28 protein-coding genes and 1 tRNA gene are annotated in these 26,256 nt (G+C 38.5%); 11 read left to right on the forward strand and 18 right to left on the reverse strand.

From position 1 onward, the window contains the following. Window positions 1-122: 122 nt before the first annotated feature. Complete coding sequence (locus tag SU86_RS07610; RefSeq protein WP_052755615.1) at window positions 123-593, forward strand: hypothetical protein; 471 nt, start codon at window positions 123-125, stop codon at window positions 591-593. Here the strand turns inward: SU86_RS07610 and hisI are convergent. From hisI to SU86_RS07665, 11 genes are read right to left on the reverse strand one after another with little or no spacing between them, the layout of a single operon-like run. Beyond that, the gene (gene hisI, locus SU86_RS07615; RefSeq protein WP_048188614.1) at window positions 590-916 is read right to left on the reverse strand and encodes a phosphoribosyl-AMP cyclohydrolase; all 327 of its coding nucleotides are present in this window, start codon (window positions 914-916) and stop codon (window positions 590-592) included. The two genes, SU86_RS07610 and hisI, sit on opposite strands and share 4 nt — an antisense overlap. Before the next feature lie 23 nt (window positions 917-939). Continuing rightward, window positions 940-1,743, reverse strand: coding sequence for an imidazole glycerol phosphate synthase subunit HisF (gene hisF / locus SU86_RS07620; protein ID WP_048188615.1), 804 nt, complete (start codon window positions 1,741-1,743; stop codon window positions 940-942). Then, complete coding sequence (gene hisA / locus SU86_RS07625) at window positions 1,740-2,444, reverse strand: 1-(5-phosphoribosyl)-5-[(5-phosphoribosylamino)methylideneamino]imidazole-4-carboxamide isomerase (protein ID WP_048189381.1); 705 nt, start codon at window positions 2,442-2,444, stop codon at window positions 1,740-1,742. The genes hisF and hisA overlap by 4 nt, the downstream gene beginning before the upstream one ends. Further along, window positions 2,441-3,046, reverse strand: coding sequence for an imidazole glycerol phosphate synthase subunit HisH (hisH, locus tag SU86_RS07630; RefSeq protein ID WP_048188616.1), 606 nt, complete (start codon window positions 3,044-3,046; stop codon window positions 2,441-2,443). Before hisH ends, hisA begins: the two co-directional genes overlap by 4 nt. Beyond that, window positions 3,046-3,633, reverse strand: coding sequence for an imidazoleglycerol-phosphate dehydratase HisB (hisB, locus tag SU86_RS07635; protein WP_048188617.1), 588 nt, complete (start codon window positions 3,631-3,633; stop codon window positions 3,046-3,048). Before hisB ends, hisH begins: the two co-directional genes overlap by 1 nt. 8 nt (window positions 3,634-3,641) lie before the next feature. Next, window positions 3,642-4,619 carry an HAD family hydrolase gene (locus SU86_RS07640; protein WP_048188618.1) on the reverse strand — a complete coding sequence of 326 codons (978 nt, stop codon included), beginning with the start codon at window positions 4,617-4,619 and terminating at the stop codon, window positions 3,642-3,644. Beyond that, window positions 4,616-5,686, reverse strand: a complete 1,071-nt coding sequence (gene hisC, locus SU86_RS07645) for a histidinol-phosphate transaminase (RefSeq protein ID WP_048188619.1) — start codon at window positions 5,684-5,686, stop codon at window positions 4,616-4,618. Before hisC ends, SU86_RS07640 begins: the two co-directional genes overlap by 4 nt. Beyond that, complete coding sequence (gene hisD / locus SU86_RS07650; RefSeq protein ID WP_048188620.1) at window positions 5,683-6,936, reverse strand: histidinol dehydrogenase; 1,254 nt, start codon at window positions 6,934-6,936, stop codon at window positions 5,683-5,685. The genes hisC and hisD overlap by 4 nt, the downstream gene beginning before the upstream one ends. Continuing rightward, complete coding sequence (hisG, locus tag SU86_RS07655) at window positions 6,936-7,913, reverse strand: ATP phosphoribosyltransferase (RefSeq protein ID WP_048188621.1); 978 nt, start codon at window positions 7,911-7,913, stop codon at window positions 6,936-6,938. Before hisG ends, hisD begins: the two co-directional genes overlap by 1 nt. A 37-nt stretch (window positions 7,914-7,950) precedes the next feature. Then, complete coding sequence (locus SU86_RS07660; protein ID WP_048188622.1) at window positions 7,951-9,198, reverse strand: hydroxymethylglutaryl-CoA reductase, degradative; 1,248 nt, start codon at window positions 9,196-9,198, stop codon at window positions 7,951-7,953. A gap of 1 nt (window position 9,199) precedes the next feature. Continuing rightward, window positions 9,200-10,291 carry a PQQ-dependent sugar dehydrogenase gene (locus SU86_RS07665; RefSeq protein WP_048188623.1) on the reverse strand — a complete coding sequence of 364 codons (1,092 nt, stop codon included), beginning with the start codon at window positions 10,289-10,291 and terminating at the stop codon, window positions 9,200-9,202. Between the two features lie 83 nt (window positions 10,292-10,374). On the opposite strand from SU86_RS07665, the gene SU86_RS09645 reads away from it, so the two are divergent. Further along, window positions 10,375-10,484: transfer RNA gene (locus tag SU86_RS09645), tRNA-Met, on the forward strand. Between the two features lie 4 nt (window positions 10,485-10,488). On the opposite strand, the gene SU86_RS07670 is transcribed toward SU86_RS09645, so the two are convergent. Beyond that, window positions 10,489-11,814 (reverse strand): tRNA(Ile)(2)-agmatinylcytidine synthase, encoded by a 1,326-nt coding sequence (locus SU86_RS07670; RefSeq protein ID WP_320408981.1) that lies wholly within the window; start codon window positions 11,812-11,814, stop codon window positions 10,489-10,491. Between the two features lie 80 nt (window positions 11,815-11,894). Here SU86_RS07670 and dph2 point away from each other — a divergent pair, with 80 nt between their 5' ends. From dph2 to pheA, 4 genes are all read left to right on the forward strand, one after another. Continuing rightward, window positions 11,895-12,890, forward strand: coding sequence for a diphthamide biosynthesis enzyme Dph2 (gene dph2 / locus SU86_RS07675; protein WP_048188625.1), 996 nt, complete (start codon window positions 11,895-11,897; stop codon window positions 12,888-12,890). Between the two features lie 104 nt (window positions 12,891-12,994). Then, window positions 12,995-13,363 (forward strand): hypothetical protein, encoded by a 369-nt coding sequence (locus SU86_RS07680; protein ID WP_048188626.1) that lies wholly within the window; start codon window positions 12,995-12,997, stop codon window positions 13,361-13,363. A gap of 38 nt (window positions 13,364-13,401) precedes the next feature. Beyond that, entirely contained in the window at window positions 13,402-13,947 is a 546-nt protein-coding gene (locus SU86_RS07685; protein WP_048188627.1) for an exosome complex RNA-binding protein Csl4, read from the forward strand. A gap of 1 nt (window position 13,948) precedes the next feature. Further along, the gene (gene pheA, locus SU86_RS07690; protein ID WP_048188628.1) at window positions 13,949-14,755 is read left to right on the forward strand and encodes a prephenate dehydratase; all 807 of its coding nucleotides are present in this window, start codon (window positions 13,949-13,951) and stop codon (window positions 14,753-14,755) included. Here the strand turns inward: pheA and SU86_RS07695 are convergent. The 3 genes from SU86_RS07695 to folP are packed head-to-tail and all read right to left on the reverse strand — an operon-like array spanning window position 14,752 to window position 17,573. Continuing rightward, window positions 14,752-15,216, reverse strand: a complete 465-nt coding sequence (locus tag SU86_RS07695; RefSeq protein WP_048188629.1) for a hypothetical protein — start codon at window positions 15,214-15,216, stop codon at window positions 14,752-14,754. The two genes, pheA and SU86_RS07695, sit on opposite strands and share 4 nt — an antisense overlap. A gap of 32 nt (window positions 15,217-15,248) precedes the next feature. Next, window positions 15,249-16,679 (reverse strand): IMP dehydrogenase, encoded by a 1,431-nt coding sequence (gene guaB, locus SU86_RS07700; RefSeq protein WP_048188630.1) that lies wholly within the window; start codon window positions 16,677-16,679, stop codon window positions 15,249-15,251. A 30-nt stretch (window positions 16,680-16,709) separates the two neighbouring features. Continuing rightward, entirely contained in the window at window positions 16,710-17,573 is an 864-nt protein-coding gene (gene folP / locus SU86_RS07705; protein WP_048188631.1) for a dihydropteroate synthase, read from the reverse strand. Window positions 17,574-17,590: 17 nt separating this feature from the next. On the opposite strand from folP, the gene SU86_RS07710 reads away from it, so the two are divergent. From SU86_RS07710 to SU86_RS07730, 5 genes are all read left to right on the forward strand, one after another. After that, window positions 17,591-18,343 (forward strand): 6-hydroxymethylpterin diphosphokinase MptE-like protein, encoded by a 753-nt coding sequence (locus SU86_RS07710; RefSeq protein ID WP_236687687.1) that lies wholly within the window; start codon window positions 17,591-17,593, stop codon window positions 18,341-18,343. Between the two features lie 36 nt (window positions 18,344-18,379). Next, window positions 18,380-18,925, forward strand: a complete 546-nt coding sequence (locus tag SU86_RS07715) for a hypothetical protein (protein WP_048188633.1) — start codon at window positions 18,380-18,382, stop codon at window positions 18,923-18,925. 4 nt (window positions 18,926-18,929) lie between these two features. Beyond that, a complete protein-coding gene (gene guaA, locus SU86_RS07720) occupies window positions 18,930-20,453 on the forward strand; it encodes a glutamine-hydrolyzing GMP synthase (protein WP_048189383.1) in 1,524 nt (507 codons plus the stop codon). A 67-nt stretch (window positions 20,454-20,520) separates the two neighbouring features. Beyond that, window positions 20,521-21,429 carry a hypothetical protein gene (locus SU86_RS07725; protein ID WP_048188634.1) on the forward strand — a complete coding sequence of 303 codons (909 nt, stop codon included), beginning with the start codon at window positions 20,521-20,523 and terminating at the stop codon, window positions 21,427-21,429. A 97-nt stretch (window positions 21,430-21,526) separates the two neighbouring features. Continuing rightward, a complete protein-coding gene (locus tag SU86_RS07730) occupies window positions 21,527-21,958 on the forward strand; it encodes a hypothetical protein (protein WP_048188635.1) in 432 nt (143 codons plus the stop codon). A gap of 26 nt (window positions 21,959-21,984) precedes the next feature. Here SU86_RS07730 and SU86_RS07735 read toward each other — a convergent pair whose 3' ends face one another. Genes SU86_RS07735 through SU86_RS07745 form a run of 3 tightly spaced genes read right to left on the reverse strand, consistent with a single transcriptional unit; the run spans window position 21,985 to window position 26,237 of the window. Continuing rightward, window positions 21,985-22,854: an ROK family protein gene (locus tag SU86_RS07735; protein WP_082096205.1), complete on the reverse strand. Its 870-nt coding sequence runs from the start codon at window positions 22,852-22,854 to the stop codon at window positions 21,985-21,987. Between the two features lie 32 nt (window positions 22,855-22,886). After that, the gene (gene thsB / locus SU86_RS07740; RefSeq protein WP_048188637.1) at window positions 22,887-24,482 is read right to left on the reverse strand and encodes a thermosome subunit beta; all 1,596 of its coding nucleotides are present in this window, start codon (window positions 24,480-24,482) and stop codon (window positions 22,887-22,889) included. A 42-nt stretch (window positions 24,483-24,524) separates the two neighbouring features. Beyond that, a complete protein-coding gene (locus SU86_RS07745) occupies window positions 24,525-26,237 on the reverse strand; it encodes an adenine deaminase (RefSeq protein ID WP_048188638.1) in 1,713 nt (570 codons plus the stop codon). Between the last annotated feature and the right edge of the window lie 19 nt (window positions 26,238-26,256).

Below are 26,256 nucleotides of genomic sequence, written 5' to 3' on the forward strand. Positions count from 1 at the left end.
TATCAAGTTTAGTGACGCTTAATTTATAGGGTTAAAAATTTAAGTAAAAAACACCGCGATTACGGCTACACAGCAGTCATGCACAAGGTTTTTACCTAATTTTTAATCCACACTCAGAAAAGTTGAAAGGAAAAATAATTGCGTTGGCAATAGTTTGTGTAATAATCGCATCAGTCATAATAGCAATAACATATGTTGGGCCAATAGATATTTCCACGCCAAAGGTAGAAGATGAGTTTAAGAACTGGAATAGATCCGGCCCGTTTGCAATAGATAAATTCGAGTATAGAGTCGGAGACAGCATATTCATAACAGTAAATGGTTTAACTCCAAACGATATCGGTAGTGCAATATTTGTATTGCCAAATGGTACAACTAAATACATCTCAATTCCGTTTGATGGCTCAAAAAAAGAAGGATTCAATCAGTACTTCAAACCAGCAGTATCAAAGGCTCGCTTAATTTGTAGTGTAGACGACATAGTTGGTGAATGGACTATCATATTCAGAGAGACGGAATATTCTCCAATAAAATTTAGAATGCTCAATGAAACTATCCCAGAAGAGATGGGAAGTTTTCAGAGGGTCTGCTAGTGTAATTTATTATGAAAACAGACTCGTTCCCCAGTGTGACATGCAGGTCCTGTCGGCTCCACCAAATAGATTATAGCGTCAGAATCACAATCAACTAGAATTTCTTTGACTTTTTGTACATTGCCAGATTCTTCTCCTTTCATCCAGAGTTTGCTTCTGGATCTACTCCAAAACCAAGAGTTGCCGGTTTTTTTTGTCAGCGAGAGGGATTCTTTATTCGCATATGCCAATGTAAGGACTTCTTTTGTGTTTACGTCCTGAACTATAACTGGAATTAATCCATCACTTTTTGTAAAATCCAAGTCATCAATGGTCTTTTTCACATTTCTTAGAAGACAAGTTTTACTTATAATCGTACATGGGTGTTATTTTCTTTGAGATATTCCTTTACTCTATCCACAGAATGTGTTTCATAGTGAAATATTGATGCAGCTAATGCAGCATCAACGTCAGTATTTCTGAAGACATCCAACATGTGACGAGGCTCACCACATCCGCCAGATGCAATTACAGGTATGTTAACAGCATCAACTATTGCTTTTGTGAGCGTCAAATCATATCCATCCTTTGTTCCGTCTTTGTCTATACTGGTCAGAAGAATCTCGCCCGCTCCCAGAGTTTGGGCTTTTTTTGCCCAATCTATTGCATCGAGGCCTGTTTCTTTTTTGCCTCCATAGATAAAGACCTCAAACCAAAAACTCTTGGAACCATCAGAGAAGATGTTTTTTCCCTTTGAGACATTGTAGTTTCTTTTTGCATCTATTGCCACAACCACACATTGTCTTCCAAACAGATCCATTAATTCGGTCAAGATTTGTGGGTTTTTCACTGCGCCAGTATTGATTGCAACCTTGTCTGCGCCACAAAGTAGTATGTCCCTTGCATGCTGAAGAGTCTTGACACCGCCACCCACAGTAAATGGAATATCAATTACTTGAGCTACTTTGGATACAAGCGATCTGATTGTTTCTCTCTGTTCTTGAGACGCAGTAATGTCCAAAAAGACAAGCTCGTCAGCACCTTCGTTGCTGTATTTCTCAGCCAAGAGCACCGGATCACCGGCGTCTTTGATGGATTCGAAATTCAGCCCCTTTACCACTCTGCCATTTGCCACATCGAGGCACGGTATGATTCTCTTTGTTAGCGTCATGCTAGTTTTTTTGCCTCCTCGATTGTGATTTTTCCCTCGTATAATGCCTTACCCAATATCACGCCATATGCATTACATTTTTTCACATCAGAAATATCTGATGGTTTAGAGATTCCACCACTGGCAATTACATTTACGTTTTGTGCACATGCAACAACAAGATTTTGAAGATCAGGCCCCTGAAGCATTCCATCTCGCGATACATTAGTAATCAAAAATTCTTGGAATTTATTCTTTGAATAATCTCGAATTGCATCGAGTAGGCTGATTCCAGCCTCACTAGTCCAGCCGTTTATCACAACATTACCATCAACATGATCAGCTGATATCACTAGTCGTTCTTGTCCAAATTTTTCTCCAAGTTTGATTACAATATTTTTTTCTTTAAATGCCAAGGTACCTAGAACAATCCTATCTGCAAAATCTAGGGCGGTAGCAATTACTGATTCGTCTCTAAGACCGCCCGCAATTTGTATTGGGATGGATATTTCCTTGGTAATTTGTTCAATTAATTTCAGATTAGTACCTAATTGTAATGTGGCATCAAGATCTACAACATGTAACATATCTGCACCTTGTTTTTCCCATTTTTTTGCAATTTCCTGCGGATTGTTGCTGTAGACGGTTTTGTTTTCAGGTTTTCCTTGTACAAGTCTTACCACTTGACCATCCATAAGATCAATTGCAGGAATTATCTTCACTTTTTGCACTCTCGCAAGAAATTCTTAATCATTAACGAGCCAACTTTACCGGACTTTTCTGGGTGAAATTGAGTCCCATACAGATTCCCTTTGCAAACAACGGCTGGAACGTCAATTCCATAATCAGAGTCAGCTATTATCACGTTATGGTTTTTTGGATTCACTCTATACGAGTGAACAAAGTAAACCCAAGAGTTATCTTTGACTCCATCTAGGAGTGGATTTGATTTTTTGATTCTAAGACTGTTCCATCCCATGTGTGGTATTTTGAACTTGTTTGGTAACAGTATCACGTCGCCTTCAATTGCCGCCAGTCCTTTTTCTTTGCCTTCTTCACTTTTTTCAAAAAACATCTCCATTCCAAGACATATTCCAAGAACCGGAAGTTTGTCTTTTACATAGTCCTGAAACGATACACTAGAATAGTCGCGTATGCTTCGTATTGCAGGATCAAAGTTTCCAACACCAGGCAAGATCAGTCCAGCGTAATTATTGACATTATCAAAGCTGGTTATGACATCAACATCAGATCCTTGTTTCTCCAGTGCGATTTGTAGGCTGAGTATGTTTCCTGCACCGTAATCAAATATAGCTAATTTCATTACATTGAACCTTTTGTGCTCGGAATTCCTTTTTGTTTTTTGTCCACACTTGCTGCCATTCTTAGTGCTACAGCTAAGGATTTGATCGCAGCCTCAATTTTGTGATGATCATTTTCTCCATATCTTACGTTTATGTGAATGCAACTATTCAGGTTCTGAACAAGAGATGCGAAAAAGTGCTCAATGTCTTCTTTTGACATTCCTTCTATTTGGGCGCGCTTGATGGACAAATTGATCTTGCCGTACGGACGTCGAACTAGATCAACTGAGGATTCTGCAAGAGACTCATCCATTGGTACTGATGAATAGTTGAATCGTACAATTCCAGTTCTGTTTCCCAATGCCTTATCAATTGCGTTACCTATTGCAATTCCAGTATCTTCAATCAGATGGTGCGTAATTCCATCATTTGATTTTGCCTTGACCACAATATCGAGCATTGCATGTTTCCCAAATGATGTGATTAGGTGATCAAAAAAATCAATTCCAGTATTAGTTGATGTCTTTCCACTTCCATCAAGATTTACTTGGACAGTAATCGATGTTTCTTTTGTTTCACGTTTGAGTTTACTTGTTCGAGCCACAATTACAAAGTCTAGTTTGCTAAATTTAATGCCTTTGGAAGCAAATTAATCGATTCAAGTATCAAGTCCGCTTTGTTTTTTTCAAAGAGTTTCTTTTTTTCAATTGGGTTTGCAGCAGTACCATAAATCCCACAAAAAATCGTTTTTTTACCAAAGTTTTTTGTCTTTTTTGCCATGAGTAAATCCTCCATAGAATCACCAACATAGACAACACATTTTGAATTCATGCTGTTAATTGACATAATTAGTGATTTTGGGTTTGGTTTTGCTAATCTTCTTGGTTTGTCTTCAAGAAACACCGAGGCAGCAACATTGAATCGATCAAACAATTGATTCAGTGAATACATTGTTGACTGTTTTCCTCTTCCTGTTACAATTGCTATTTTGTTTTGAAATTTAGCATTTAGCCTTTCCAATAGCTTCTTTGATACAATAACAATGTCATTTTCGATCAGACCTCTTTGAGAGAATGCAGATTGCTTGTTGAATATTTTCTTGTATAATTTAGCACCATAAAACATCTGATCAAAAATTTTGTATAATGGATTGGTAGCGTGTGGTCCAGGATAATCTAATTTTTTTCTTATTTCTGTGAGATCAACACTTAACGTATCGAGGAATTTTTCAATGGATACTATTCCAGTACTATTTGCATTGTTAATCACAACATTGATGAATTTTTGTGGATTTATTCCAAGCAGATCTGCAGCAACAAGTGAGACAATTGATGCATAGGTTACATCCACTTCATCATTGAATCCTCCGGTTGCTTTGAAACCACTGATTATTGTAGGAGTAATTGGAATTGAATTAAGATTTACAAATTGTTTTAACACAAATTTTGTTGTTTGTTTTATTGCCAGATCATATGATTTTGATACATCAATTAGAACTCCATCACAATCAAAAACTATTCCATCTGTTTTATCAATTAGATTGATGGTATTTTTTTTGATCAGGATTCCTTTTCCTTTGCTCAGATAAGTCATTTTAAAAGATCACGTATTGCAAGCAGGAATTTGGAATTCATCTCTTTTGTCCCTATGGTCACCCTGAGACATCCATCATGTTTGCCAATCTTTCCTAGCTTACGAATAGAGATTCCTTGCTCCAAGAGTGCAGTATAGATTCGTTTGTCTGCTCCACGTGCGTCAAATAATACAAAGTTTGCCTTAGAGTCAAAGACATCAAATGCCCCACTTTCACGCAATTTTTTGATTATTCTAGTACGCTCGTCTTTGATGATCTTGATTGTTTCGGAGATTTGTCTGATTTTTTGAAGTGCCAGAAATCCAGCCTCAATTGCTAATGTATTCAGCGGATATGGATATTGGAGTACTCTAGAGAAAACATCAATGAATTTCTTGTTTGATAGAACGTATCCAAGTCGTAGTCCCGCCAATCCGAAGGATTTTGAAAGTGTTCTAACCACGATTAGGTTTTCATATTTTTTTACTAAACTACTCACAGAATAATCAGAAAATTCTCCATATGCCTCATCGACAATTACGAGTCCATCAAACTTTTTTATTAACTGAGCAATTTCTTCTTTTTTAAATTGGAACCCTGTTGGATTGTTTGGGGAATCCAAGTAAAGAATGTCCGCCTGCTTGAATTTAGAAAGAAAATTATCTAGACCAAGCGTCATGTCTTTTGTAAAGGGTATCTTTATTGTTGGGATTTGATATAACTTGCACCGTTCCTCAAAGAAACCAAATGTCGGATTTGATGTGAGTATTTTGGTTTTCTTTGATGCAAAATTTGCAAGGATTATGTCAAGGATTTGATCAGAGCCATTACCAATCCCAATCATTTGTTTTGGTAAACCAATATAGTTTGCAAGTGCCTCAATTAATTTATCGGATTTTCCTAGTGGGTATTCACGGACATCAGAGCTTTTTTGTGCCTCACTGATAAGATCTTGTTGTAGTTGTTTGTTGATGACAAAATTTTCATTAGAATCAAGCTTTATCACATCTTCGTAATATTCAGGCTTTTGATATCCTTGTAGTTTTGAGAGATTATCCAGTATTGAGATAAATTGTTTTTTTGTCATAATCTCCCCCGTACTGCATCATAGTGATTTGGCAGATCTTCTGATTCTGTTAGAACTTTTAGGTGCTTGTTGATTTGTTTAAGTGCCAATTTAGTTGTCTCTACACTTGTCTGTATCTTTAGAAAATCAAGCACAGATAATGATCCACGTGCTCTACCAAATCCATTGGTTGGGAGAATATGATTTGTTCCAAGCAGATAATCACTTGCAGAAGACGGAGTGTCTTGTCCGATTAGTATTAGACCTGCAGTTTTGATTTGTTTTGCAATATTGTTTGGGTTTTTTGTGATTATTTGGATGTGCTCAGGTGCAACTTTGTTTGCAAGCAGTATTGCATCAGAAACACTCCCTACTGCAATAAATCCATTTTTTTGCAAGCTAGATTGTACTATTTCTTTTCTTGATATGGATGAAATTATTTTTGTTATTTCTGATGCTACTTTGTTTGCCAGATTTTGTGATGTGGTTATTAGACAACACCTAGTATCAGAGCTGTGTTCTGCTTGAGAGATCAAATCCAATGCCACTAGTTTTGGATTTGCCGAGTCATCTGCAAGTATCACTAATTCTGTTGGACCTGCAAGCATATCAATTGAAACCACATCAGACACAAGATATTTTGCCATAGTTACAAACGAGCCTCCGGGTCCTACAATCTTGTCTACTTGTGGAACGATTTTGGTGCCATATGCAAGGGCTGCAATTGCGTGCGCTCCGCCCACTTTGAATATCAGATCAGCACCGCAAATATCTGCCGCAACCAGAACCATTGGATCAATTTTTCCTTGTTTGTTTGGTGGTGTAACCATGACAATTTTTTCTACGCCGGCTATCTTTGCAGGTACAATAGACATTATTGCAGAGCTTGGATATCTAGCAAGGCCTCCAGGAACATAACAGCCCGCACTGCTCAAAGGCACAAACAATTTTGTGATTTTTGTGCCAGATTCAGTTATTTTGATTTGTTTTAGTTGTTTTTTTAGTGCTGTTTCAGTTTTTACCAATTTGTCTTTTGTCATAGTGATAGCATTGATTTGGTCTTTTGAGACAAATTTGTAGGCCTCAGATATTTCTTTTTTTGTTACCTGAAGATTTTTTATATCAACACCGTTGAATTTTTTCTCAAATTTTGTGAGAGCAGAATCCCCATGCAGATTAACTTGATTAATAATTTCTTGGACTAACTTTGTGCTGTTATTTTTCTCAACTTTTGTTATAGAGAATGCTTTTTTGATTGAAATTATTTTCATCAATTTTCTTCATCACGTTTTATCTCCTCAAGTTCCAATATCTGTCGTGGCTCGTGCACTACTAATCCTTGAGCTATTTTACGAAGCTTTGGAATCATCTTGTGGAATTCAGATTTTGGAATAACAGTGTTTATACCATACCAGCCTTTTTCACTTAGTGGACTAATTGTTGGCTTTTTCAACGACGGCAAACTAGTGAGTAGTTTTGAGATGTTTTTTTCCTCCACATTAAGATAGATGTGCAGATATTTTCTTCCTTGTACTGCCCCGCGCATCATAGTCAGAATATCGTAAATTTTTTCTCGTTTTGCTTTGTCACGCAGTGATGCCTTGTTTGCAATCAAGTGTGCACTTGATTGCATAACAATTTCTGTTATCTTGAGCTGGTTTTGCTCCAGTGTGGTTCCTGTCTCCGTGACATCCATTATTGCATCTACTGCATCTGGCGGTTTTGCTTCAGTTGCTCCAAATGATAGGTGGATCTGAACTCCCTTGTTTGTTCCAATGCGCATCCACGGTGTGACAATTTGTGGATCTTTGTTTCCATAGAGTTTTTTGTATGATTTTTGTTGTTTGATGTATTTGGATGCAGTTGTAAGATATTCTGAAGAAATTCTTAGTATCTTTTTTTGTTTTGCATATGACGCAATCATTTCATCTAAGGATTTGTATCGATAGATATCTGGAATTGCAATTACTAGTTTTATTTTGCCAATTTCCAGATCCAATAACGGTTCTACGTCAGATTTTGTTTCGGATATCCAGTCCTTGCCAGTTATTCCAACATCATAAAGGCCATCTGAAACAAATGTAGGAATCTCCTGCGGTCTTAGCATTTTTACTGTGATTTGTGGATCATCCAAGGTAACTCTGTAGGTACGGCTTTTTCGGTAAACTTTGGTCCAAGACTTTTCCATTAGAGCAAAAACTGCCTCTTCAAGACTTCCCTTTGGGATTGCAAATTTTACCCCACTCATAATATGCTCAGAACATTAGCCTCTATATTTTTGGTGTTTATTTTTCTAATAGTTCCTTTGCTCGATTGATTGAAATCTTGCCTTCATGAGTCATCTTCTCTGCAATTTCATCAATTTGATCAGGTTTTGCGCCTGCTGCAGACGCTATGTTTCTTGCGTGTAATTTCATGTGTCCCTTTTGGATTCCCTCTGAGGCCAAGGCCCTTATTGCGCTAAGATTTTGGGCAAGACCTACAGCCACGATCACGCATGCTAGCTCGCTTGCAGACTGTATTTGAAGTATTTTGGTGCAAATCTTTGCTGTTGGGTGTACGTTGATTATTCCACCTACAATTCCAACAGATAATGGCACTTTAATTTTGCCAATCAGGTTTCCATCAGAATCTTTGCTCCATTGTGTAAGGGAACGATATCTTCCTGTTTTTGCAGCATACGCATGAGCTGCTGCCTCTATTGCTCTTGTGTCTTGTCCGGTTGCATTTGCAACTGCAATTATTCCATTCATTATTCCCTTGTTATGAGTGACTGCTCGATATTCATCATTGTCTGCAAATTGGTATGCCAGAACAATATTGTCAACTATATCACCACCGCCAAGTTCTTGTTTATCAAATACAGCAGTACCACCAACAAGGCGTCGCGTTGAGTAGTTTGATAGAATTTTTAGTAGTGTTTTCCCGCCAGATATTTTTTCAATTAGAGGTGCCACACCTTCACACATGGTATTTGTCACATTAGCACCCATAGCATCACCAACATCAATTAAGAGCTCAATTATCAGCATAGGGCCGGAATCAGTTGTTATTTCTTTGCAGGAGACTTCTTTGGCACCTTTTCCAATTTTGGACAGAGTCATGCTTTTGGAGTTTGCTAAATCAAGTATTTCATCAGAATGTTGCAAGATCTTGGAGGTGGCTTCCGTCACATCCACATTTAGTAATTGGATTTGTCCAATACTGTAGGATTCATCATTGTACATTATGAATCCGCCATGAATTTTCGCTATTTTTGCTGCTTTGGAGGCAGCAGCTATCACCGACGGTTCTTCAATGACCATTGGTACTAGGTACTCTTTTTTATTTACAACAAAATTAGTAGCCACACCAAGTGGAAATGAAAATGTGCCAATTGCATTTTCAACCATTTTATCTGCCTGATCAAAGCCAATCCCTCCAGAGGATTCGAGCATTTTTCTTTCCTCTTTGGTAAGATTTGCAAATTTTGACACTATATCCAGTCGTTCATTTCTGTTTTTTTCAAAAAAGCGCGAAAATGTCGAGTCCAAGTTATTTCAAGATTCTCAATAGCTTATCGTCGGTTTTGTCAGGAAATCCCTTTCCATCGGTGTTTGAAGTAATAACATAAAGATAACCATCCGGCCCTTGCATTACATCTCTTATTCTTCCCAGCCCACTCAATATGCTTTTTTGTGATTCCAGCTCCTTTTCGTTAATCTCTAGATTGTACAGATTAGAACCGCGCAGAGTAGCCATTATCAGTCGATCTTCATATTCCAGATCATCACCATTGTATGATACAATTCCGCCAGGCTCAATGCTTGGATCATAACACATGATCGGATCCACAAATTTTTTATTTCCGCCACATTCCTGCTCCGGCCATCCATAGTTTTGGCCTGGCCTAATTAGATTAATCTCGTCGTTTTTTGTAGGTCCGGTTTCGGATGCAAATAGATTGCCATTTTTGTCCCACGTCATGCCTTGTATGTCCCTATGACCAAAAGACAATACTGGAGAATTAGTAAATGGGTTGTCATTAGGAATTGTTCCATCATCGTTTAGTCTGAGTATTTTCCCTTCAAGTGATTCTGGGTTTTGTGACTCATGTGAGAACTCTTCTGATAGGCCTGTTGCTACATACAGTTTGCCGTCAGGTCCAAACTTGATCACCCCTCCATTGTAAAATTGTGATGCTGGAATTTTGTCAATTATTGTGAATGTGTCTTGTATTTTATTATTAGATTCTGTAATACGCAATACTTTGTTCCAGAGAACATCATTCTCAGAATAGGTGTAATATACATACAAAAATCGATTATTCATAAAATCTGGATGTGTTGCAATTCCAAGTAATCCACCTCCGTGTATTTTGGCAGCTCGGATAGTAGCTAATGGCTCATCAAGTAATACTTCAGATTGGATTACTCTGATATTGCCACCTTTTTCGGTGACAAAGATTTGATCATCTGAGAATGCAATGGCCCAAGGTTTTTTGAGTCCAGTTGCCAAGACTTGGATTGATTCATCTTGTGATTGTGACGGCGGAGGTAACGGTGGAGATTGTGATGGTGAGGTAAGAATAATTGCCGATGCAGCAAGCGCCGCTATGATTCCTGCAATTCGGAGTTTTTTGTTCACGATTAGAAAGGTTTTGAAAATCCTATTAATTATTTGCAAAAATAAGAGGAGTGTATATATCACTGCTAGTCTCAATTTCAGTCAGCGGGGTGGGGAAGTCAGACTGTCATCAGGACAAAGTCATCCCGGCGGGCTCATAATCATCTATTGATGTGAAACCCGCAGATCAGTAGTTCAAATCTACTCCCCGCTAGTAATTAATTAGAATAATTCGAAAACCAAGGTATCAGATCATTGAATTTTTTTGGTTTGTTTATGATGTAAAGTCTTTGTGTTGGCCTTGTCAGATGTCGATGCGCAGACGGTTGTGGGATGTATAGTTGCTCAGATATTTGGCGTGGAACAACAAAACTTGTTTTTTTGGTTGCTTTCTTGCCGCACTTTACACATTCAAAACCTTGATCAGTCCCCTTTGATTTCATTTTTTTGTTGCATTTTATGCATAGAGGATTTTGTGAGATGGTCTTTCTTTGCAGTCTCAATACTTCGATAAATTCCACATTAAGCACACGGCCATATTTTGATGATGATCTTCTAATTCCACCACCAATGCGCACAAGATCCCCCATAACCAAACTGCTTGCTTCTTTTGTGATTCCAGTCGGCTTGTATACAAAACAGGTTAATTCAATTCCATTTTTCGATATTGAAAACTTGACATGCCCGCCATTTTCAACTACAGGCTCTTTTGATATCACACCAGTGATAATTCCAGAAGAATAAGCTTTGAGGGCAGATGAATTTAGCTCATTTTGTAAGTGATCGCCGGTTCCTTGATTTGATTTGAAGATCAAGTGCCCAAGAGGTTTTTCTTTTGTTTTTATCATTTTTGATGCATAAAGTAAGGAATCGGCATCTTCTCCGCGTATGCCAAAAAAAACAGGATCTGGACCATGTGGGGCAAAAATTATGCGTTGTTTTTTTGTATCATAGCTGTTAAACGTCTTTGGGTATGTTTTTTCCTGCATCATTCTAACACTGGATGGATTGATTTTTCTTTTTTTGCCAAAATGTGATTTTTTTCTGTAACTTAGCAACTCAAATGTATGATCATTAAACTGATAACCGATTGCTCCGATTGCGCCTACCAATCCCTGTCCATTCCCAAGATGAAATGATTCCAATCTATTATCTGAGATGAATTTCTTTGCATCTTTTCTGTGCACTAGCTGCCATAATGCATTTTTGCTAAATTCCATCATCTGTTTTGGAATTGTATCATTCTCAAAGAAAACAACTCCCGGGTTTGCACCGTTTTTGAGATCGGAAAACTTTGTCACAAACCGTATGACCTTATTTTTAATTTTTGCCGGATTATCGGTTTCTATCTTTAGTGAGACAGCGCCATTTCCACGTGTTTTCCATGGTATATTTGGATTAAATCGGATGAGTTTTGGATAGTCAACAAATTTTACATTTTCTTTTTTTAGCGAATCAATCAATTTGTATGCAAGATAAGTGGTGCACATTCCTTTTGGTGAATCAGTATCATCAAAACCAATATTCAGAACAGTATCTTTCACAGACAACGGAGAATACATCCGACATTTGTGATTTACCATAGTTTGGTTTAAATTAAAATCAAAAGTTTGCTATCCATTCCATGATAATAATAGACGAGGAGAGGATTTTTCAGATAATTGAAGAGTGTAAACCTGTTTCTGTTGCTCTAAACGGCCCAGACGGAATGTTGCCCAGAGTGCAAGAAACAGCAGTAAACATCATGAACAGATTTGGCATTCCTGCATACGTGCTGGCAGACACTACATGGGGCACATGTGATCTCAACTCAAATGGGGCCAAGGTTCTTGCTGCAGAGATCTTGTTCAATATAGGACACACAATAAACATGCAGAGTTTTGAAAAAAATGTAATAATGATTGATGCATTTGATGACATTCCGTTTGATGACGTATCTCTAAAATGCGCAGAGATGCTAAAAGGAAAAACTATCTCACTGGTAACTGATAGTCAGCACCTAAACCAAGTAGACTCGGTTCGTTCAATTTTTGAGAATAATGGAGTCAATGTCAAAATAGGAAAAGGAAAAGGTCAGCTCAACGATGGTCAGGTTTTTGGTTGCGAGTTTTATCCGGCCATGGAAGTAAGAGATCAGGTGGACGCCAATGTTTTCATGGGGCAGAGCAACTTTCATGCATCAGGCCTTGCATTGTCCACTAACAAGCAGACATTTGTTTTAGATCCATACTTTAATGAGGTAAGAGATGTGACTGAGTTTGCTCAAATGTTACAACGAAAGGCTACGTTATCAATATACAAAGCAGCCGAAGCAAAAACATTTGGAATAATTGTGGGGCTAAAGGAAGGCCAGATCTCAAAGACAACAATACTCAAATTCAAGCGAGAGTTAGAAAAAGAAGGAAAAGCAGTACAATTATTTGCATTAACCGATATTACTAATGAAAGACTGCGTAACCTAAAAGGAATTGATGCTTTCATTCAGGTTGCGTGTCCCAGAATCTCAACTGACAATCAGTTTGACAAGCCGGTTCTTTCTACACCTCAAGCAAATGCATTACTCAAGATATTACGAAATGAAAGTATTGAGGATTATCTGCAAATTCCACACTGGCTTTGATCAATATATCAACAATAATCTTAATATTGAAGAATCAGAGAGATTTTTTGACAAGGAAATAACTTGAGAGCAGCAAACAATTTTCTATCTTATAATTGATGTAAATGGCGCGTAAAAACAATTTTTCACATGCAAAAAAGAATTTTATTCGATATCCCAAAGCTAGAATTCACGTTAGCTGCATAATCAAAGACGAAGAGGGAGACATTGTAGCAATAAAGGGGATGAAGCTTGGTACCACGTCAGTTGTACGTGATCAGGTTTGGACCGCAGAAGAAATCTATGAAAAAAGTGGTCAGAGTCCAAATTTTTCCCAGACACATTCCTTTTGGGCACGTGATAAAGAAAACAACGAATCCGAAGTATATTGCAAGAGGAAAAACGGTAAGATCTGCCTTGTTGCCCCCTCAATTGTAGATGATGACGGTAGAGATATCCTAAAAGACATTCAGGTCTGTGACTCTGAAATATAGCACTAAAGAATTATTAGGTAACACGAAAAAAAGTATCCATGAATGATTTTGTTATGCCTGGTGAAAAGCTGGGATTTATTGAAGAAATTGAAGGTGGTTCCAACACGTTTGATGACGGAGATACTATCAGAGCATCTTCTGCAGGAATTGCAGAGGTGGACAAAAAGACCAAAATCGTTCAAGTCAGAAATGGAAGACAGTTATCCATCCCAAAAAAAGGAGACATTGTGATAGGCACCGTTGCTATGATGCTCCCATCCATGATTGCGGTTGCAATACACTATCTAAATGGCAAGCCAAATTCATCTGGAGTCGAGTGCATTTGCCAAAACCCAGACAGAAAAAGAATCATTGCTAGAATGAACGATGTTGTTGCACTAAAAATTGAGACTCACCTTAATGGTGCAATTCATGCTACAATAGATGAGCCCGAGCTTGGCGTTTTATTTACAAAATGTAATGTTTGTGCTGGAAATGTAGTTCCCATGCGAGACAGAATAAAGTGTCCAAACTGTGGGTTTATGGAAGACAGGAAAATTTCTACCAACTACGAAAAGGCAGATTTCATAAAACTACGAGAGTAAAATGCAAAAAATATCGTTCCAAGGCGAACGAGGCGCATACAGTGAAGATGCGGCAATCTCATTTTTTGGAAATTCAGAGATGCTGCCATTACCAACATTTTCTGAGGTTATAGAATCAACTGAAAATAACATAACACAGTATTCGGTGCTTCCAATTGAGAACTCTCTTGAGGGCAGTGTGGGTGAAAGCTATGATTTGCTTTTATCAACCAAGCTTGCAGTGGTAGGCGAGATTTACTATAGAGTCAGACACTGCCTGATAGGATTTGACAAAATTGAAAATGTCGATACTGTTTACTCGCATCCACAAGCACTAGGCCAATGCAGAAAGCTCATCCAAAACCACAAACTCAAAACGATTCCTGCCTATGATACCGCTGGTAGTGTCAAAATAATAAAAGAATTAGGAAAAAAAAACATCTGTTGCATTGCAAGCAAACGCGCATCTGAGATCCACGGAGTTCCAATCATCATAGAGGGAATAGAAGACAATTCCAATAATTACACTCGTTTTTTGGTTTTATCACAAAACAAGGCCAAAGATGGAGACAAGACATCAATCATATTTTCAGTAAAGCATGAAGCAGGAACACTATTTAGGATTCTAAAAGAATTCAACGAATACAAGATAAATCTGACAAAAATAGAGTCAAGACCAAACAAGAGCACTCCCTGGGAATACAACTTCTATGTCGATTTTGACGGCAATGAATATGATTCAAAGATATCAGAAATGTTAGAGAAAATAAGCAAACAGTGTGTGTTTCTCAAAGTACTTGGCTCGTACAAAAAAGCAAAACTAGCCTAAAAGCCCTTTGGTTTTCTAACGCTAAATGCTGCGCTAAATCCAATTATCACAATTCCTGCAGTAACCACCATAAAATGATATGTGAATAATAGTGGATCAGTATTTTTTTGGAACATTCCAACAACATGAAGTTCTGTTTGTCCTGCATTTGTTATTACAATTCTGTTTGTTCCTTCCTGTAGGACGTACCAATCAAATGTGATTTCATTTTTAAATTCCTCATCCTTTTGGATTCCATCTCCAGGAGTAGTTAGTTTTACATGAAACTTTTCGCCAGACACCTTAAAGTTTTGGTGTGAGCTTTTTGGTGCAAGAAACTGATATGTTGCGGATTTGGTGACATCAATTTTTTCATCCAATGTGACAGTCTGTAATCCAATTGAGGTCACTAGTGCATATGCCCCAATAGCAATGATTACGGCACCTATTCCGATACCGGCTATTGTGAACTTGCTTAGCATAGGAAATTATCTGAATATAGTCAATAAAAAACTTACATTAAATCTACGTCATGAGGCTGGCTTTCTGCAAATCCAGCTCTTGACATTTTGATAAATTCTGCATTTTGCTGCATTTGTGGAATGGTGTGTGCTCCACAATAGCTTAGACCGGAACGAACTCCGCCAGCTAGTTGTTTTATGATATCAGTTACGGTTCCCTTGTATGGAACCATTGCCTCAACTCCTTCTGCAACATAGTCGTTTAGGTCTTCATTGGCTGTGACATTTCCGGTCTCTTTTGATTTTCTTCCTAGTGCGGCATAAAATGATGCCATGCCACGATAAATCTTGTATCTTTTGCCATTTTTCATCACAAAAGATCCCGGACTCTCATCGGTTCCGCCAAACAGACTGCCAACCATCACAGTTGAGGCGCCAGCTGCTAGTGCTTTTGTTAGATCACCAGATGTTCGTGTCCCACCATCAGAAATAATTGGTATTTCGTACTTTTTACCAATTTGTGCGCAATCATAAACAGCCGTTAGTTGAGGAACGCCAGAGCCAGTGATTACACGTGTAATGCAAATAGAGCCAGATCCGACGCCAACTTTGACTGCATCTACTCCTGCTTTGATCAAATCCTCTGCACCCCTAGCAGTAGCCACATTACCTGCAATTAATTCACAATTTGGAAATGCTTTTTTGATATTACGAATTGTGTTTATTGCATTTTCGCTGTGGCCATGTGCAATATCAACCACTATTGCATCGGCATCTGCATTTAGTAGTGCCTCAGTTCTTTCCATAAAGTCACCTTTGACCCCAACTGCGGCGCCTACAAGCGGCCTTCCCTTTTTGTCCTTTGATGCGTTTGGGTAATCCTCATTGTGAGTGATGTCTTTGCTGGTGATCAATCCGCGGATGATTCCCTTATCGTCAACAAGCGGCAGTTTTTCGATGCGATGTTGTCGAAGTGTTTCTTTTGCTTCAATTATTGTAATTCCTGGTTTGGCAGTGATCACATCCTTTGTCATTATATCCCGGATGAGTTTGTTTGATTGTGACTCAAACATGACATCTCGATGAGTCAGAATCCCTGCTAGCTTGGAATCCTTTACCACCAGTAATCCAGACACACCTTTCTCATGCATGTAGTTTATGGCATCTTTGGCTGATTGGTCTGGTGATATGGTGTACGGATTTTCTATCATTACGCTTGCGGAGCGCTTTACTTTGAGCACCTCCTCCACTTCTTCTTCGACTGTCAAAAATCTGTGAATGATACCAATTCCGCCTTCTCGAGCCATGGCAATCGCCATAGCAGATTCTGTGACAGTATCCATGTTTGCGCTAATTAATGGAATGTTAAGTGAGATATTTTTTGAGAGCTTGGTGCTCAGATCTGTTTGCGATCTAGTAGTGATGTTAGAATATTTTGGCACAAGAAGAACATCATCAAAAGTTAATCCTTCTTTGATTTCCAAGTAAACCTTCTACAGAAGATTTTGATTATGTTATAAGCCTTTCCTGATTTGCTTTGATAATTTTTGCGCTACAGAAATTGCATCTCTTGTTTCTCTTACGTTATGTGTACGAATAATATCAGCGCCATTAAGAGTTGCGATTGCTTCTGCAGCAACGGATCCAAAGACTCGATCAGGTGGATCCTTGTTGAGAATTTTTCCTATGAAGGATTTGTTTGAGACAGATATCAGAATTGGTAATCCGAGTTTTAGGGATGAGAGATTTTGTAATATTGTCAGATCTCTTTTGAGCCAATCCGTTTTGATTTTTGTGAAAAATGGGTTTTTGCCGGTCTTTCTAAAAAATCCAATTGCAGGATCCAAAACAATTTGGCTTTTTGATATCTTGGAATTTTTTACTATGGTAAGACTCTCTCTTAGTAGATGTCTTGTTTGAAAGACATCGTTTCCTTTGATTTTGGGCCTCCCATATGCGCACAAAACAATAGACGGTTGGTACTTTTCCATCACAGATCTCATGTTTTTGTCGTACTTTAGGCCGGAAATGTCATTTATGATATCCACGCCACGCTCCAAGGCAGCACTTGCTACTGCGGATCTGCATGTATCAACTGAAATCGGCAGGTTTGTTGCCTTTTGTATTTGTTTTATTGCGTAAATTATTCGATTAGACTCTTCTTTTTCCGATATCATTGTGGATAGGTATGGTGCAGTGGACATTCCACCCACATCAATAAAATCAGCTCCATCTTGTTCTATTTGTTGTGCTGCATCATAGATCTGGGTTCCTTTTTTGATTGATTTTTTGTAAAATGATTCTGGACTGGTGTTGATTATCCCCATTATTCGAACAGGGTTTTGCCCCCCAACACGTACTGGACCTAGTTTGTTCACATCATTTATGATAAAGCATGCTAATTTTAGAGTTGATGATTACAGGCTGGAATTCAAAATATAGAAAAATCATACAGGAATTTGGCTACAAAATACAAGATGACCGTAAAGCGGCGGTAATGTTGAATTCTATATTGCACAGACAATTTTCTGCTCAGAAATTAAAAAAAACTATACAAGGTAAGCCAATATTTGTTGTTGGATCTGGGCCGTCATTAAAGTCGGCATTACCCGCACTCAAAAAACACAAAGACGTGATCAAAATTTGTGCAGATACCGCACTTTCATTTCTAGTCAAAAATGGAATCAAGCCCCACATAATAATCACAGATCTTGATGGAGACGCAGATTTGATAAAAAAGATCAGCAAGACTAGTGTAATAATAGTTCATGCTCACGGAGATAACATAACAAAGCTAGAGACAGTAAGAGATTTTAAAAATTGCATTGGAACCACACAAACTGAGAAAATCGGCAAGATTGAGAATTTTGGAGGATTCACAGACGGTGACAGATGCGTATTTTTGGCAAATCACTTTGGAGCATCAAGGATATTCCTATTTGGGATGGATTTTGGACCAAAGATAGGGGTACATTCCAAGACAAAAAAGTCTGAGCGAAAGATAAAGCTCAAAAAATTAGAATATGCAGAGATGTTATTGGAGTGGCTTGCAAAAAAAACAAGATCAGAACTATACACATTATCAAAGCCACCAAAAGGTTTCAAGAGGATTAATTACAAGGAACTAGAGATTTACGCTTCTAGCTAGAATGCGTTTTAATACCGATATTACCTCAAGTGAATCATGCAGTTCTCAGAGGACAACATCAAAGACGTTTTAGAAGTCAAAGAGCGACTAACATCTGAGATCCAAAAGCACAAAGAAGAGATTGAATTTTTGGAAAAAAATCTCACAATAATCAACTCCATATTAAAACAGCAAAGCTTCACAAAGGCTTCTTCATTAAAGGAAACAAAAACAGAGACGCCCAAAGACGACTATTCTGTTCCGCTCAAGAGAAGCACGGACGGTTCTTTAATCGGAAATGCACACATCACACCTAGTCAGGTTTCAATTGTTTTGGATAATACTCTGAATCTCAAAGAAGACATGCATCCATTCAAGTCATTTTTCTTGGAAAGAATAATTGGTGAGATGAAGAAAAAAGACGTTGCTGAGCTTGAGCGTGGAGCATTAACTGAGGATGCCATGATTAATTGTCTTGTAAACAAAGATGGAGTATTATTACGAGAGATAATAATCAAAAATTATCGCCAAAAAGAGCGAGTAAACGAGATAATAAGCACCGCAACATGGTCGCTTTCAAAAATGATTGAAAATTCCAAGTGATATAATGGATAAAATCATAGTTTTGGATTTTGGCTCGCAATACAGTCACCTCATATGTAGAAGAATACGCGAATTTTTCGTTTATGCAGAACTAGTCCCATTTGACACGCCACTCGAGAAGATAAAAGAAATAAATCCAAAAGGAATAATCTTTTCTGGTGGTCCATCCAGTGTTTACAACAAGGACTCGCCAAGGCCAGACTCGAAGATCTTTGAGCAAAAATTGCCCTTGCTCGGAATTTGTTATGGACACCAGTTGATAGTTGATAATTTTGGAGGCAAAGTAAAGCGTGCAAACAAGGAATACGGCCACTCTACCCTAACAATAGATAATGATTCCAGTCTTTTGGGCGGAGTTGGAAATTCGCTGCGAGCATGGATGAGTCATGGGGATGAGGCTGAAAACATTCCTGAGGGCTTTGAGATAATTGGGCACACAGAACGATCACATGCAGCGGCAATCGCAAATAAAAAAGAATCAATCTATGGAATCCAATTCCATCCAGAGGTAGTCCACACAGAAAACGGGATCAGAATTCTCAAAAACTTTGTTCTCAACATTTGTGATGCAAAACAGGAATGGACAATGGAAAGCTTTGTAGAAAAAACAGTAAATGAGATTTCAAAAATAGATGGAAATGTGTTATGCGGAGTAAGTGGTGGTATTGACTCGACCGTTGCCGCACTTTTGATTCACAAGGCAATAGGAAATAGACTAAAGTGTGTTTTTGTGGATAATGGTCTTTTGCGATTAAACGAAGAACACGAAATTGAGAAAATGTTCAAAGAGAATTTTGCTGTAAACTTTACCCCAGTTAATGCAAAACGGCGCTTTTTGGATAAGCTAAAGGAAGTAACAGATCCTGAGAAAAAAAGGAAAATAGTTGGCGAAGAGTTTGTTAGGATTTTTACCGAATTTGCTGAAAAAAATGGGCCATTCAAGTGGCTTGCACAGGGAACACTATATCCTGATGTCATAGAAAGTGGAGTCTCAAAGGGGCCTGCAGCAGTCATAAAAACACATCATAATGTTGGTGGACTGCCAGACTGGCTCAAGCTAGAAGTTCTTGAGCCATTAAGGGAATTATACAAAGATGAAGTAAGAAAGGTTGCAGCACTTTTGGGTGTTCCAAAAAAACTACTCATGCGTCATCCATTTCCAGGCCCTGGCCTTGCAGTAAGAATTATCGGAGAAGTTACAGAGAAAAAATTACAAATTGCAAAAATTGCAAGTAAAATTGTTGAGGAAGAATTAGAGGTTGCCGGCTGGTATGAAAAAGTATGGCAAGCGTATGCATCAGTTGGTGATGACAAGGCAGTTGGAGTGGTAGGCGATGAGCGCAAATATGGCAACATTGTCATGGTTCGGGTGGTCGAGTCAATCGACGCCATGACTGCAGATTGGACAAGGCTGCCACATGAAATTCTGGCAAAAATAAGCAATCGGATTACAAATGAGATTGACGACGTTACCTGGGTATCATATGTGATATCAAGCAAGCCGCCTGCCACAATAGAGCCACAATAAGAAAATTACGTCGAAGACAAACGATTTTGTAGTAATTTATTTAACAATATCAGATCAGTTCTTTTATGTGAGGAAAATTTTATGCGTAATTGCTGCTCTGCTAGTCATATCAATTGTTTTATCGATAGCAGTTTATGCAGAATCAGCCAACGATATTACAAAAAGCAGCAAAAAATCAGAAAATACGAAATCCTCAAAACTAGACAAATACGTTAACAAAGAATTTGAAAACAAGATTACCAAACAATTTGCCAAGGATAAAAACTGGACAAAGATAAATTCGACATCTGTTTTTACGACATGGATTAAAACTGACGATCATCATACAAAAGACGGAAAAAAGATTTGGAATAAAGCAATCTTTGAGCTTGATCCGACAAGAAAGTATGACAAGGTAAAATCCGACAAGAAAACCGTGGTGGTTTATCCGATATTTACCGATTCGGCATACAGCGAGCCTGGATTTTATACCTATTACAGAAATGAATGTGATACAAAATGTCTAACCATTAAAATACAGAATAATTTCTTACCACAAGCAAATCCAAACGCAGTACAGATTTTGAAATTATTGGATTATTCATTCATAACAGACATTGATGTTGACAAGAATCCTCAAGTTCTTGCCAAATATGACAAGGTCATCATATTACATAACGAATATGTAACAAAAAAAGAATTTAATGCAATAACGGCCCATCCTAATGTTATCTATCTATATCCAAATGCACTTTATGCAGAGATAAAAGCAGACTATGCAAAAAATACCATCATGTTGATTCGCGGCCATAACTATCCAAAATCAGATATTCGAAATGGGTTTGATTGGAAGTTTGATAATAGTCCATCTGAATACGATACAGCGTGCAAAAAAATGCAGTTTAGCAGAATTGATAATGGGTGGATGCTCAATTGTTATCCAGAAAACATAATTCACAAAAGCATGAGATTCTTAGAAACAATAAAGAAACTTTAGAAGTATGACACTGATCGTTTAAAACGAAAAAACAGCTGAATATAGAAAATATCAACAAAATACCATCAGAGTAGAAATTGCATCTGGAGTTTGTAAAATGAACAAAAGTATCGTATTGTTTGCAGTATTTGCAAGTGTAATGTTACTAACGCAGATAATTCCAGTATATGCAGGAGATAGTGAAGCGAGAAAAAAAGCCAAAGAACGAGAAGAACAAATTGCAAAAGAACTCAAGGAAAAAAAGAAAACTGAACTAACTACTCAGAAAAAGGCATTAGATCCCACAACCAGTAAAGCAACTGCAAAAACACCAAAGGGGAAAGCCTCTGCAGAATCAACCAATACCGCAAAACTAGCAAAGCTAAACAGTGCAAAATCTACCTATGAGTCTGCCAAGACATCTTTTGATTTGGCAAAAAAAGCACTCAAATCAGACAGCACTAATGCTACAAAAAAACAAAATTATGACAGTGCTAAACTAGCATTAGAAAAAGCCAAGATAGACAGAGAGATTGCCAAACTCGATTAGAAGAGCATTGTTGAGATCATAACATATTATTCTAACAATGCTGCTCCAAAAACTCCTGCAGAGTCACCGAGTTTATTTTTCAAAATTGGAGTATCCATCAAATCACTAAACATCTTATCATATACTGATTGCCTGCCCTCGGTGTAAAGAAAATCAACATTAGATACACCGCCTCCAAGAACTACAGCATCTGGATCTAAAATATCAATCACATTTGCAAGACTAGTTCCAAAATTATCAAGAAACTCTTTTTTCCATTCTTGATAGTTTTTGTGAGTTGAATTTTGGATTATTGTGGGTAAAGTTTCATTTTTGTTGGTTAGCTCAAACCATCTTTTCTCTAGCGCCGGACCGCTGATATAGGTCTCAACACATCCAAGCTTTCCACAGTAGCATCGATTCCCATTTTGATGTAAGGTATGATGTCCCCATTCTCCCGCAATGTTTGTTCTGCCTCGATAAATTTTGCCATCAAATATTATGCCACCACCAACACCCGTGCCCATTATAACACCAAACACTACACCATGATCTATTCCTACACCCATTTTGGCCTCTGCCATTGCAAAACAGTTTGCATCGTTTTCCAGTGTAATGTTTTTGCCGAGTGATTTCTCAAGGTCTTCTTTTAGCGGCATTCCAATCAAACACTGTGTGTTACTGTTTTTGATCAATCCGGTTTTCTTTGAGATTGCACCTGGCGTGCATATTCCAACGGTATACTTGTCTATGTCTTTTGCAACATCAGCTATTAGTGAAACAATTGATTTGACCACACTAGAATAGCCATTTTGTTGATTTGTTGGGATTCTCTTTCTTTGGATTACTTTTAGATTTTCATCAAGGCATATGCCTTCAATTTTTGTTCCACCCAGATCAATTCCGATTCTGTACACTATATTATAAAAAACAGATAATGCTTTAGAGTTTATTTTTTGCCAGAAACTGCAATAACGTCATCTATTCGCAGAATCATGCACGCGGCCTCGGTTGCAGATTTTGAGATCTGCTCTTTTACTGCAACTGGCTCTACTATATTCAGAGACAGCATGTCATCTATTTTGCCTTCCTTTGCATTTATTCCGGCCCACTTTCTGCCATTGCTCTGTCTTGCTCTCAGAGTTGCCATGGTATCAATTGGATCCATTCCAGCATTTTCTGCTATTGTTAATGGGATTACCTCCAGTGCTTCAGCATACTTTCTGATTGCAAGCTGCTCTCGTCCCTCAAAATTATCAGACCATTCTTTTAGCTGAGATGCCAAATATGCTTCTGGGGCACCCCCGCCGGCAACAATTGCTGGCTTCTCAATTACATCCTTTACTACCATCAATGCGTCATGTAAGGAACGGTCAACTTCATCTACTACTCTTTGTGAGCCTCCGCGCACCAAAATTGATACGGATTTTGGATTCTTGCATCCTTCAATGAATACCCACTTGTCAGATTCTACCTTTTTTTGGTGAACCAGTTCTGCATGGCCCAAGTCTTTGTCTGTCATATCATCAAGGTTTGTTGTGATCCTACCGCCCGATGCCTTTGCTAGTTTTGTCATGTCAGATTCCTTGACGCGTCTTACTGATAAAATTCCATATTTTGCCAAATAGTGTTGTGCGATATCATCAATTCCTTTTTGGCAGATCAGAACGTTTGCTCCGACTCGTTGCAGCTTGTCTACCATCGATTTGAGCATCCTGTTTTCTTCCTCTAGGAACATTTGCATTTGAGTAGGATCTGTAATTCTAATTTCTGCACTCATTTCGGTTTTCTCAACCTCGAGTGCTGCGTTTAGTAATGCGATCTTTGCCTTTTCAATTTTTGTTGGCATTCCGCTGTGAACTACCTCTTTGTCTAGCACTATACCCTTGACTAGTTCTGTTGCCTGAATTGAGCTGCCTGCCTTTTTTTCTACTTTGATATTGTCAAGATCAACTACGTATTTTTCGCCTTTCTTTTCGGCTACTCTTAACACTGCATCAACTACTAGTTTTGCTAAAATACCGCTGTCTTCTGAGATTAGTTTTGATTGCATGCTAGTTGTTGCTATTTTTAATAATGATTCCTCGTCGGTTGGCTCGACTTTTTTTGCAATTTGTGATAATAATTCCATGACCTTTTCTTGTGCTGCTTGATATCCCTCTATGATAACAGAAGAGTGGACATCTTTTGCTAGCAGTTGTTCGGCTTTTTCCAATAATGCGCCTGCAAATACGACTGAGGATGTTGTTCCATCACCTACTTCATTGTCGATGGTTTTTGATATTTCCACCATCATTTTTGCTGCCGGATGTTGGACATCAATTTCCTTTAGGATGGTTGCACCATCATTTGTAATGGTTACATCTCCAATAGAGTCAACCAGCATCTTGTCCAAACCTCGTGGACCAAGACTCGTTCTTACCAGATCGGCTACTAGTTTTGCTGCCATGATGTTGTTTTTCTGAGCGTCTCTGCCTTTTTGCTGGAGTGCGCTTTCCTTTAATACTAGAACCGGACCGTTTGGTGTTTGTTGAATTGAAGCCATGCTTTCTGAAAAAAATCTTTCAAACCCTTTTTTAAAAGTTTGCTAGGCCAGAGGCGATACCACAGATCGCTTTTTTACATCGATTATGCCAGAATGCAGAATCCTAACCGAGGGTAAGGCAAGAAACGGCAAAAACAACGGCATCAGGTGCGGCCTTGGAAACCTGCATCCGTGATCTTTGAGGGTCTGGTTTAGATCGACAAATCTTCTCAGTACATCATCAAATGGATTTTTTGATATTATTCCGGCCACTGCAAGTGGCAGAAAAGACAGCACTTTGCCATCTTTTACTATTACCATTCCTCCTTGGGATTTTATCAGGTGGTTTGCAGCAAATGCCATGTCTTTTTCGCTAGAGCCTATCAATATGAGATCGTTTTCATGAAAGCTCCAAGTTGACGCAAATGCTCCTATTTGAGCCCCAAAATTCTTTAAAAACCCTATTGCGGATTTGCCAGAACCATAAATCCTATCAAATGCAGCTACCTTCCAAACGTCTTTCTCCTGAGATGCAAGAACATTCTCATCTTGTACGGATAGCTCCGCAGAGGATAGTTTTGTTATGATTTCAGTTTCCATTTCTATTACATTTACCATCCTAGATTGGCCCTTGCTTTTTATCACAAAATCAGATTCTGAGAAGGGTCTTAGCTTGACTGTATTTGTAATCCATGCAGGCAAAATGTCTTTTCGTATTTTTGTAACTATACTTCCATTTGAGGCGACCAATTTTCCTCCGACAAAGACCTTTCTTGGCTTTTGCTCCAAATCATCAAAGACTAGCATGTCTGCAAGCTTGCCCGGCGCAATTCCGCCCAGATCTTTACCCATGCCATAATAATCAAAAGAGGTTCGAGACGCACATGTTATGGCGTCAATTGGATTCATTCCAAGCTTGATTGTCTCCCTTATACAGTGATCAATGTGGCCATACTGAGAGATATCCAGTGGATCCAGCCCGTCTGAGCAAAACATTAGCCTTGCAAGATATGGCCGGTTTGCAATGATTTGCGGTATGATGTTTTTGAGGTCTCTCCGAATTGAGCCTTCCCTCATCATCACCCACATTCCAAGGCGCAGTCTCTCTATTGTTTGATCATAATCGATTGGCTCATGGCACGAAAATATCCCAGAGGAAATGTACGCATTTAGCTTCTTATCAGATGCACCTGCGGTGTGGCCATTAATTATGCAGTTGTGATCCAGCATGTTTGCCAGTTTTTTCATTGTTTGCGGGTCTCGTGTGGTTACCTTTGTCCAAGAGAACACCTCACCTAGCCCCACCACATCATCCAGTTTTAGTGCGGCCTTGTCTTGTGGTATGGATAAGGTCTTGCCGTGGCTAAATCTTCTGTCAACTGGCAACCCGCCAGGCGAGACTGAAAAAATTCTAATCGGCAGACCAGAGCAAATACGGACAAATTCTTTTAGTCCTCTAAACCCGCAGACACTCACAATATCAATAGGATCGGAAAAAAGACTAGTAGTTCCACAGAGCAAGGACTGTTTTGCAAGCTCTGATGGTAAGACAAACTGGTCGATATGTACATGAGGATCTGCAAATCCAGGCGTGAGGTATTTTCCCTCCAGATCTATTATGGTAGTATGATTCCCTGCGGCATGTGTTGCGTCTGGGCCAACATAGGCGATTCTGTCTTTGATTATTGCAACTTGGATGTTCTTGTTTATCTCTCTGGTGTAGACATTAACGAGTGAGCAGTTTTTTAGAATAATGTCGGTTTTTTTGTCGCCCATAGCAACTGCGTTTAATAGA

The organism is Candidatus Nitrosotenuis cloacae (genome assembly GCF_000955905.1).
GTDB classification, from domain to species: Archaea; Thermoproteota; Nitrososphaeria; order Nitrososphaerales; family Nitrosopumilaceae; genus Nitrosotenuis; species Nitrosotenuis cloacae.

Coding starts and splice junctions, on each gene's coding strand:
- SU86_RS07715 (WP_048188633.1), top strand. CDS start 18,380: ATGCAGTTCTCAGAGGACAACATCAAAGACGTTTTAGAAGTCAAAGAG.
- hisH (WP_048188616.1), bottom strand. CDS start 3,046: ATGAAATTAGCTATATTTGATTACGGTGCAGGAAACATACTCAGCCTA.
- SU86_RS07745 (WP_048188638.1), bottom strand. CDS start 26,237: ATGGGCGACAAAAAAACCGACATTATTCTAAAAAACTGCTCACTCGTT.
- hisG (WP_048188621.1), bottom strand. CDS start 7,913: ATGAGTGGGGTAAAATTTGCAATCCCAAAGGGAAGTCTTGAAGAGGCA.
- guaA (WP_048189383.1), top strand. CDS start 18,930: ATGGATAAAATCATAGTTTTGGATTTTGGCTCGCAATACAGTCACCTC.
- SU86_RS07680 (WP_048188626.1), top strand. CDS start 12,995: ATGGCGCGTAAAAACAATTTTTCACATGCAAAAAAGAATTTTATTCGA.
- hisD (WP_048188620.1), bottom strand. CDS start 6,936: ATGAAAATAATTTCAATCAAAAAAGCATTCTCTATAACAAAAGTTGAG.
- SU86_RS07730 (WP_048188635.1), top strand. CDS start 21,527: ATGAACAAAAGTATCGTATTGTTTGCAGTATTTGCAAGTGTAATGTTA.
- SU86_RS07685 (WP_048188627.1), top strand. CDS start 13,402: ATGAATGATTTTGTTATGCCTGGTGAAAAGCTGGGATTTATTGAAGAA.
- hisF (WP_048188615.1), bottom strand. CDS start 1,743: ATGACGCTAACAAAGAGAATCATACCGTGCCTCGATGTGGCAAATGGC.
- dph2 (WP_048188625.1), top strand. CDS start 11,895: ATGATAATAATAGACGAGGAGAGGATTTTTCAGATAATTGAAGAGTGT.
- pheA (WP_048188628.1), top strand. CDS start 13,949: ATGCAAAAAATATCGTTCCAAGGCGAACGAGGCGCATACAGTGAAGAT.
- thsB (WP_048188637.1), bottom strand. CDS start 24,482: ATGGCTTCAATTCAACAAACACCAAACGGTCCGGTTCTAGTATTAAAG.
- SU86_RS07695 (WP_048188629.1), bottom strand. CDS start 15,216: ATGCTAAGCAAGTTCACAATAGCCGGTATCGGAATAGGTGCCGTAATC.
- hisC (WP_048188619.1), bottom strand. CDS start 5,686: ATGACAAAAAAACAATTTATCTCAATACTGGATAATCTCTCAAAACTA.
- SU86_RS07710 (WP_236687687.1), top strand. CDS start 17,591: ATGCTAATTTTAGAGTTGATGATTACAGGCTGGAATTCAAAATATAGA.
- SU86_RS07640 (WP_048188618.1), bottom strand. CDS start 4,619: ATGACTTATCTGAGCAAAGGAAAAGGAATCCTGATCAAAAAAAATACC.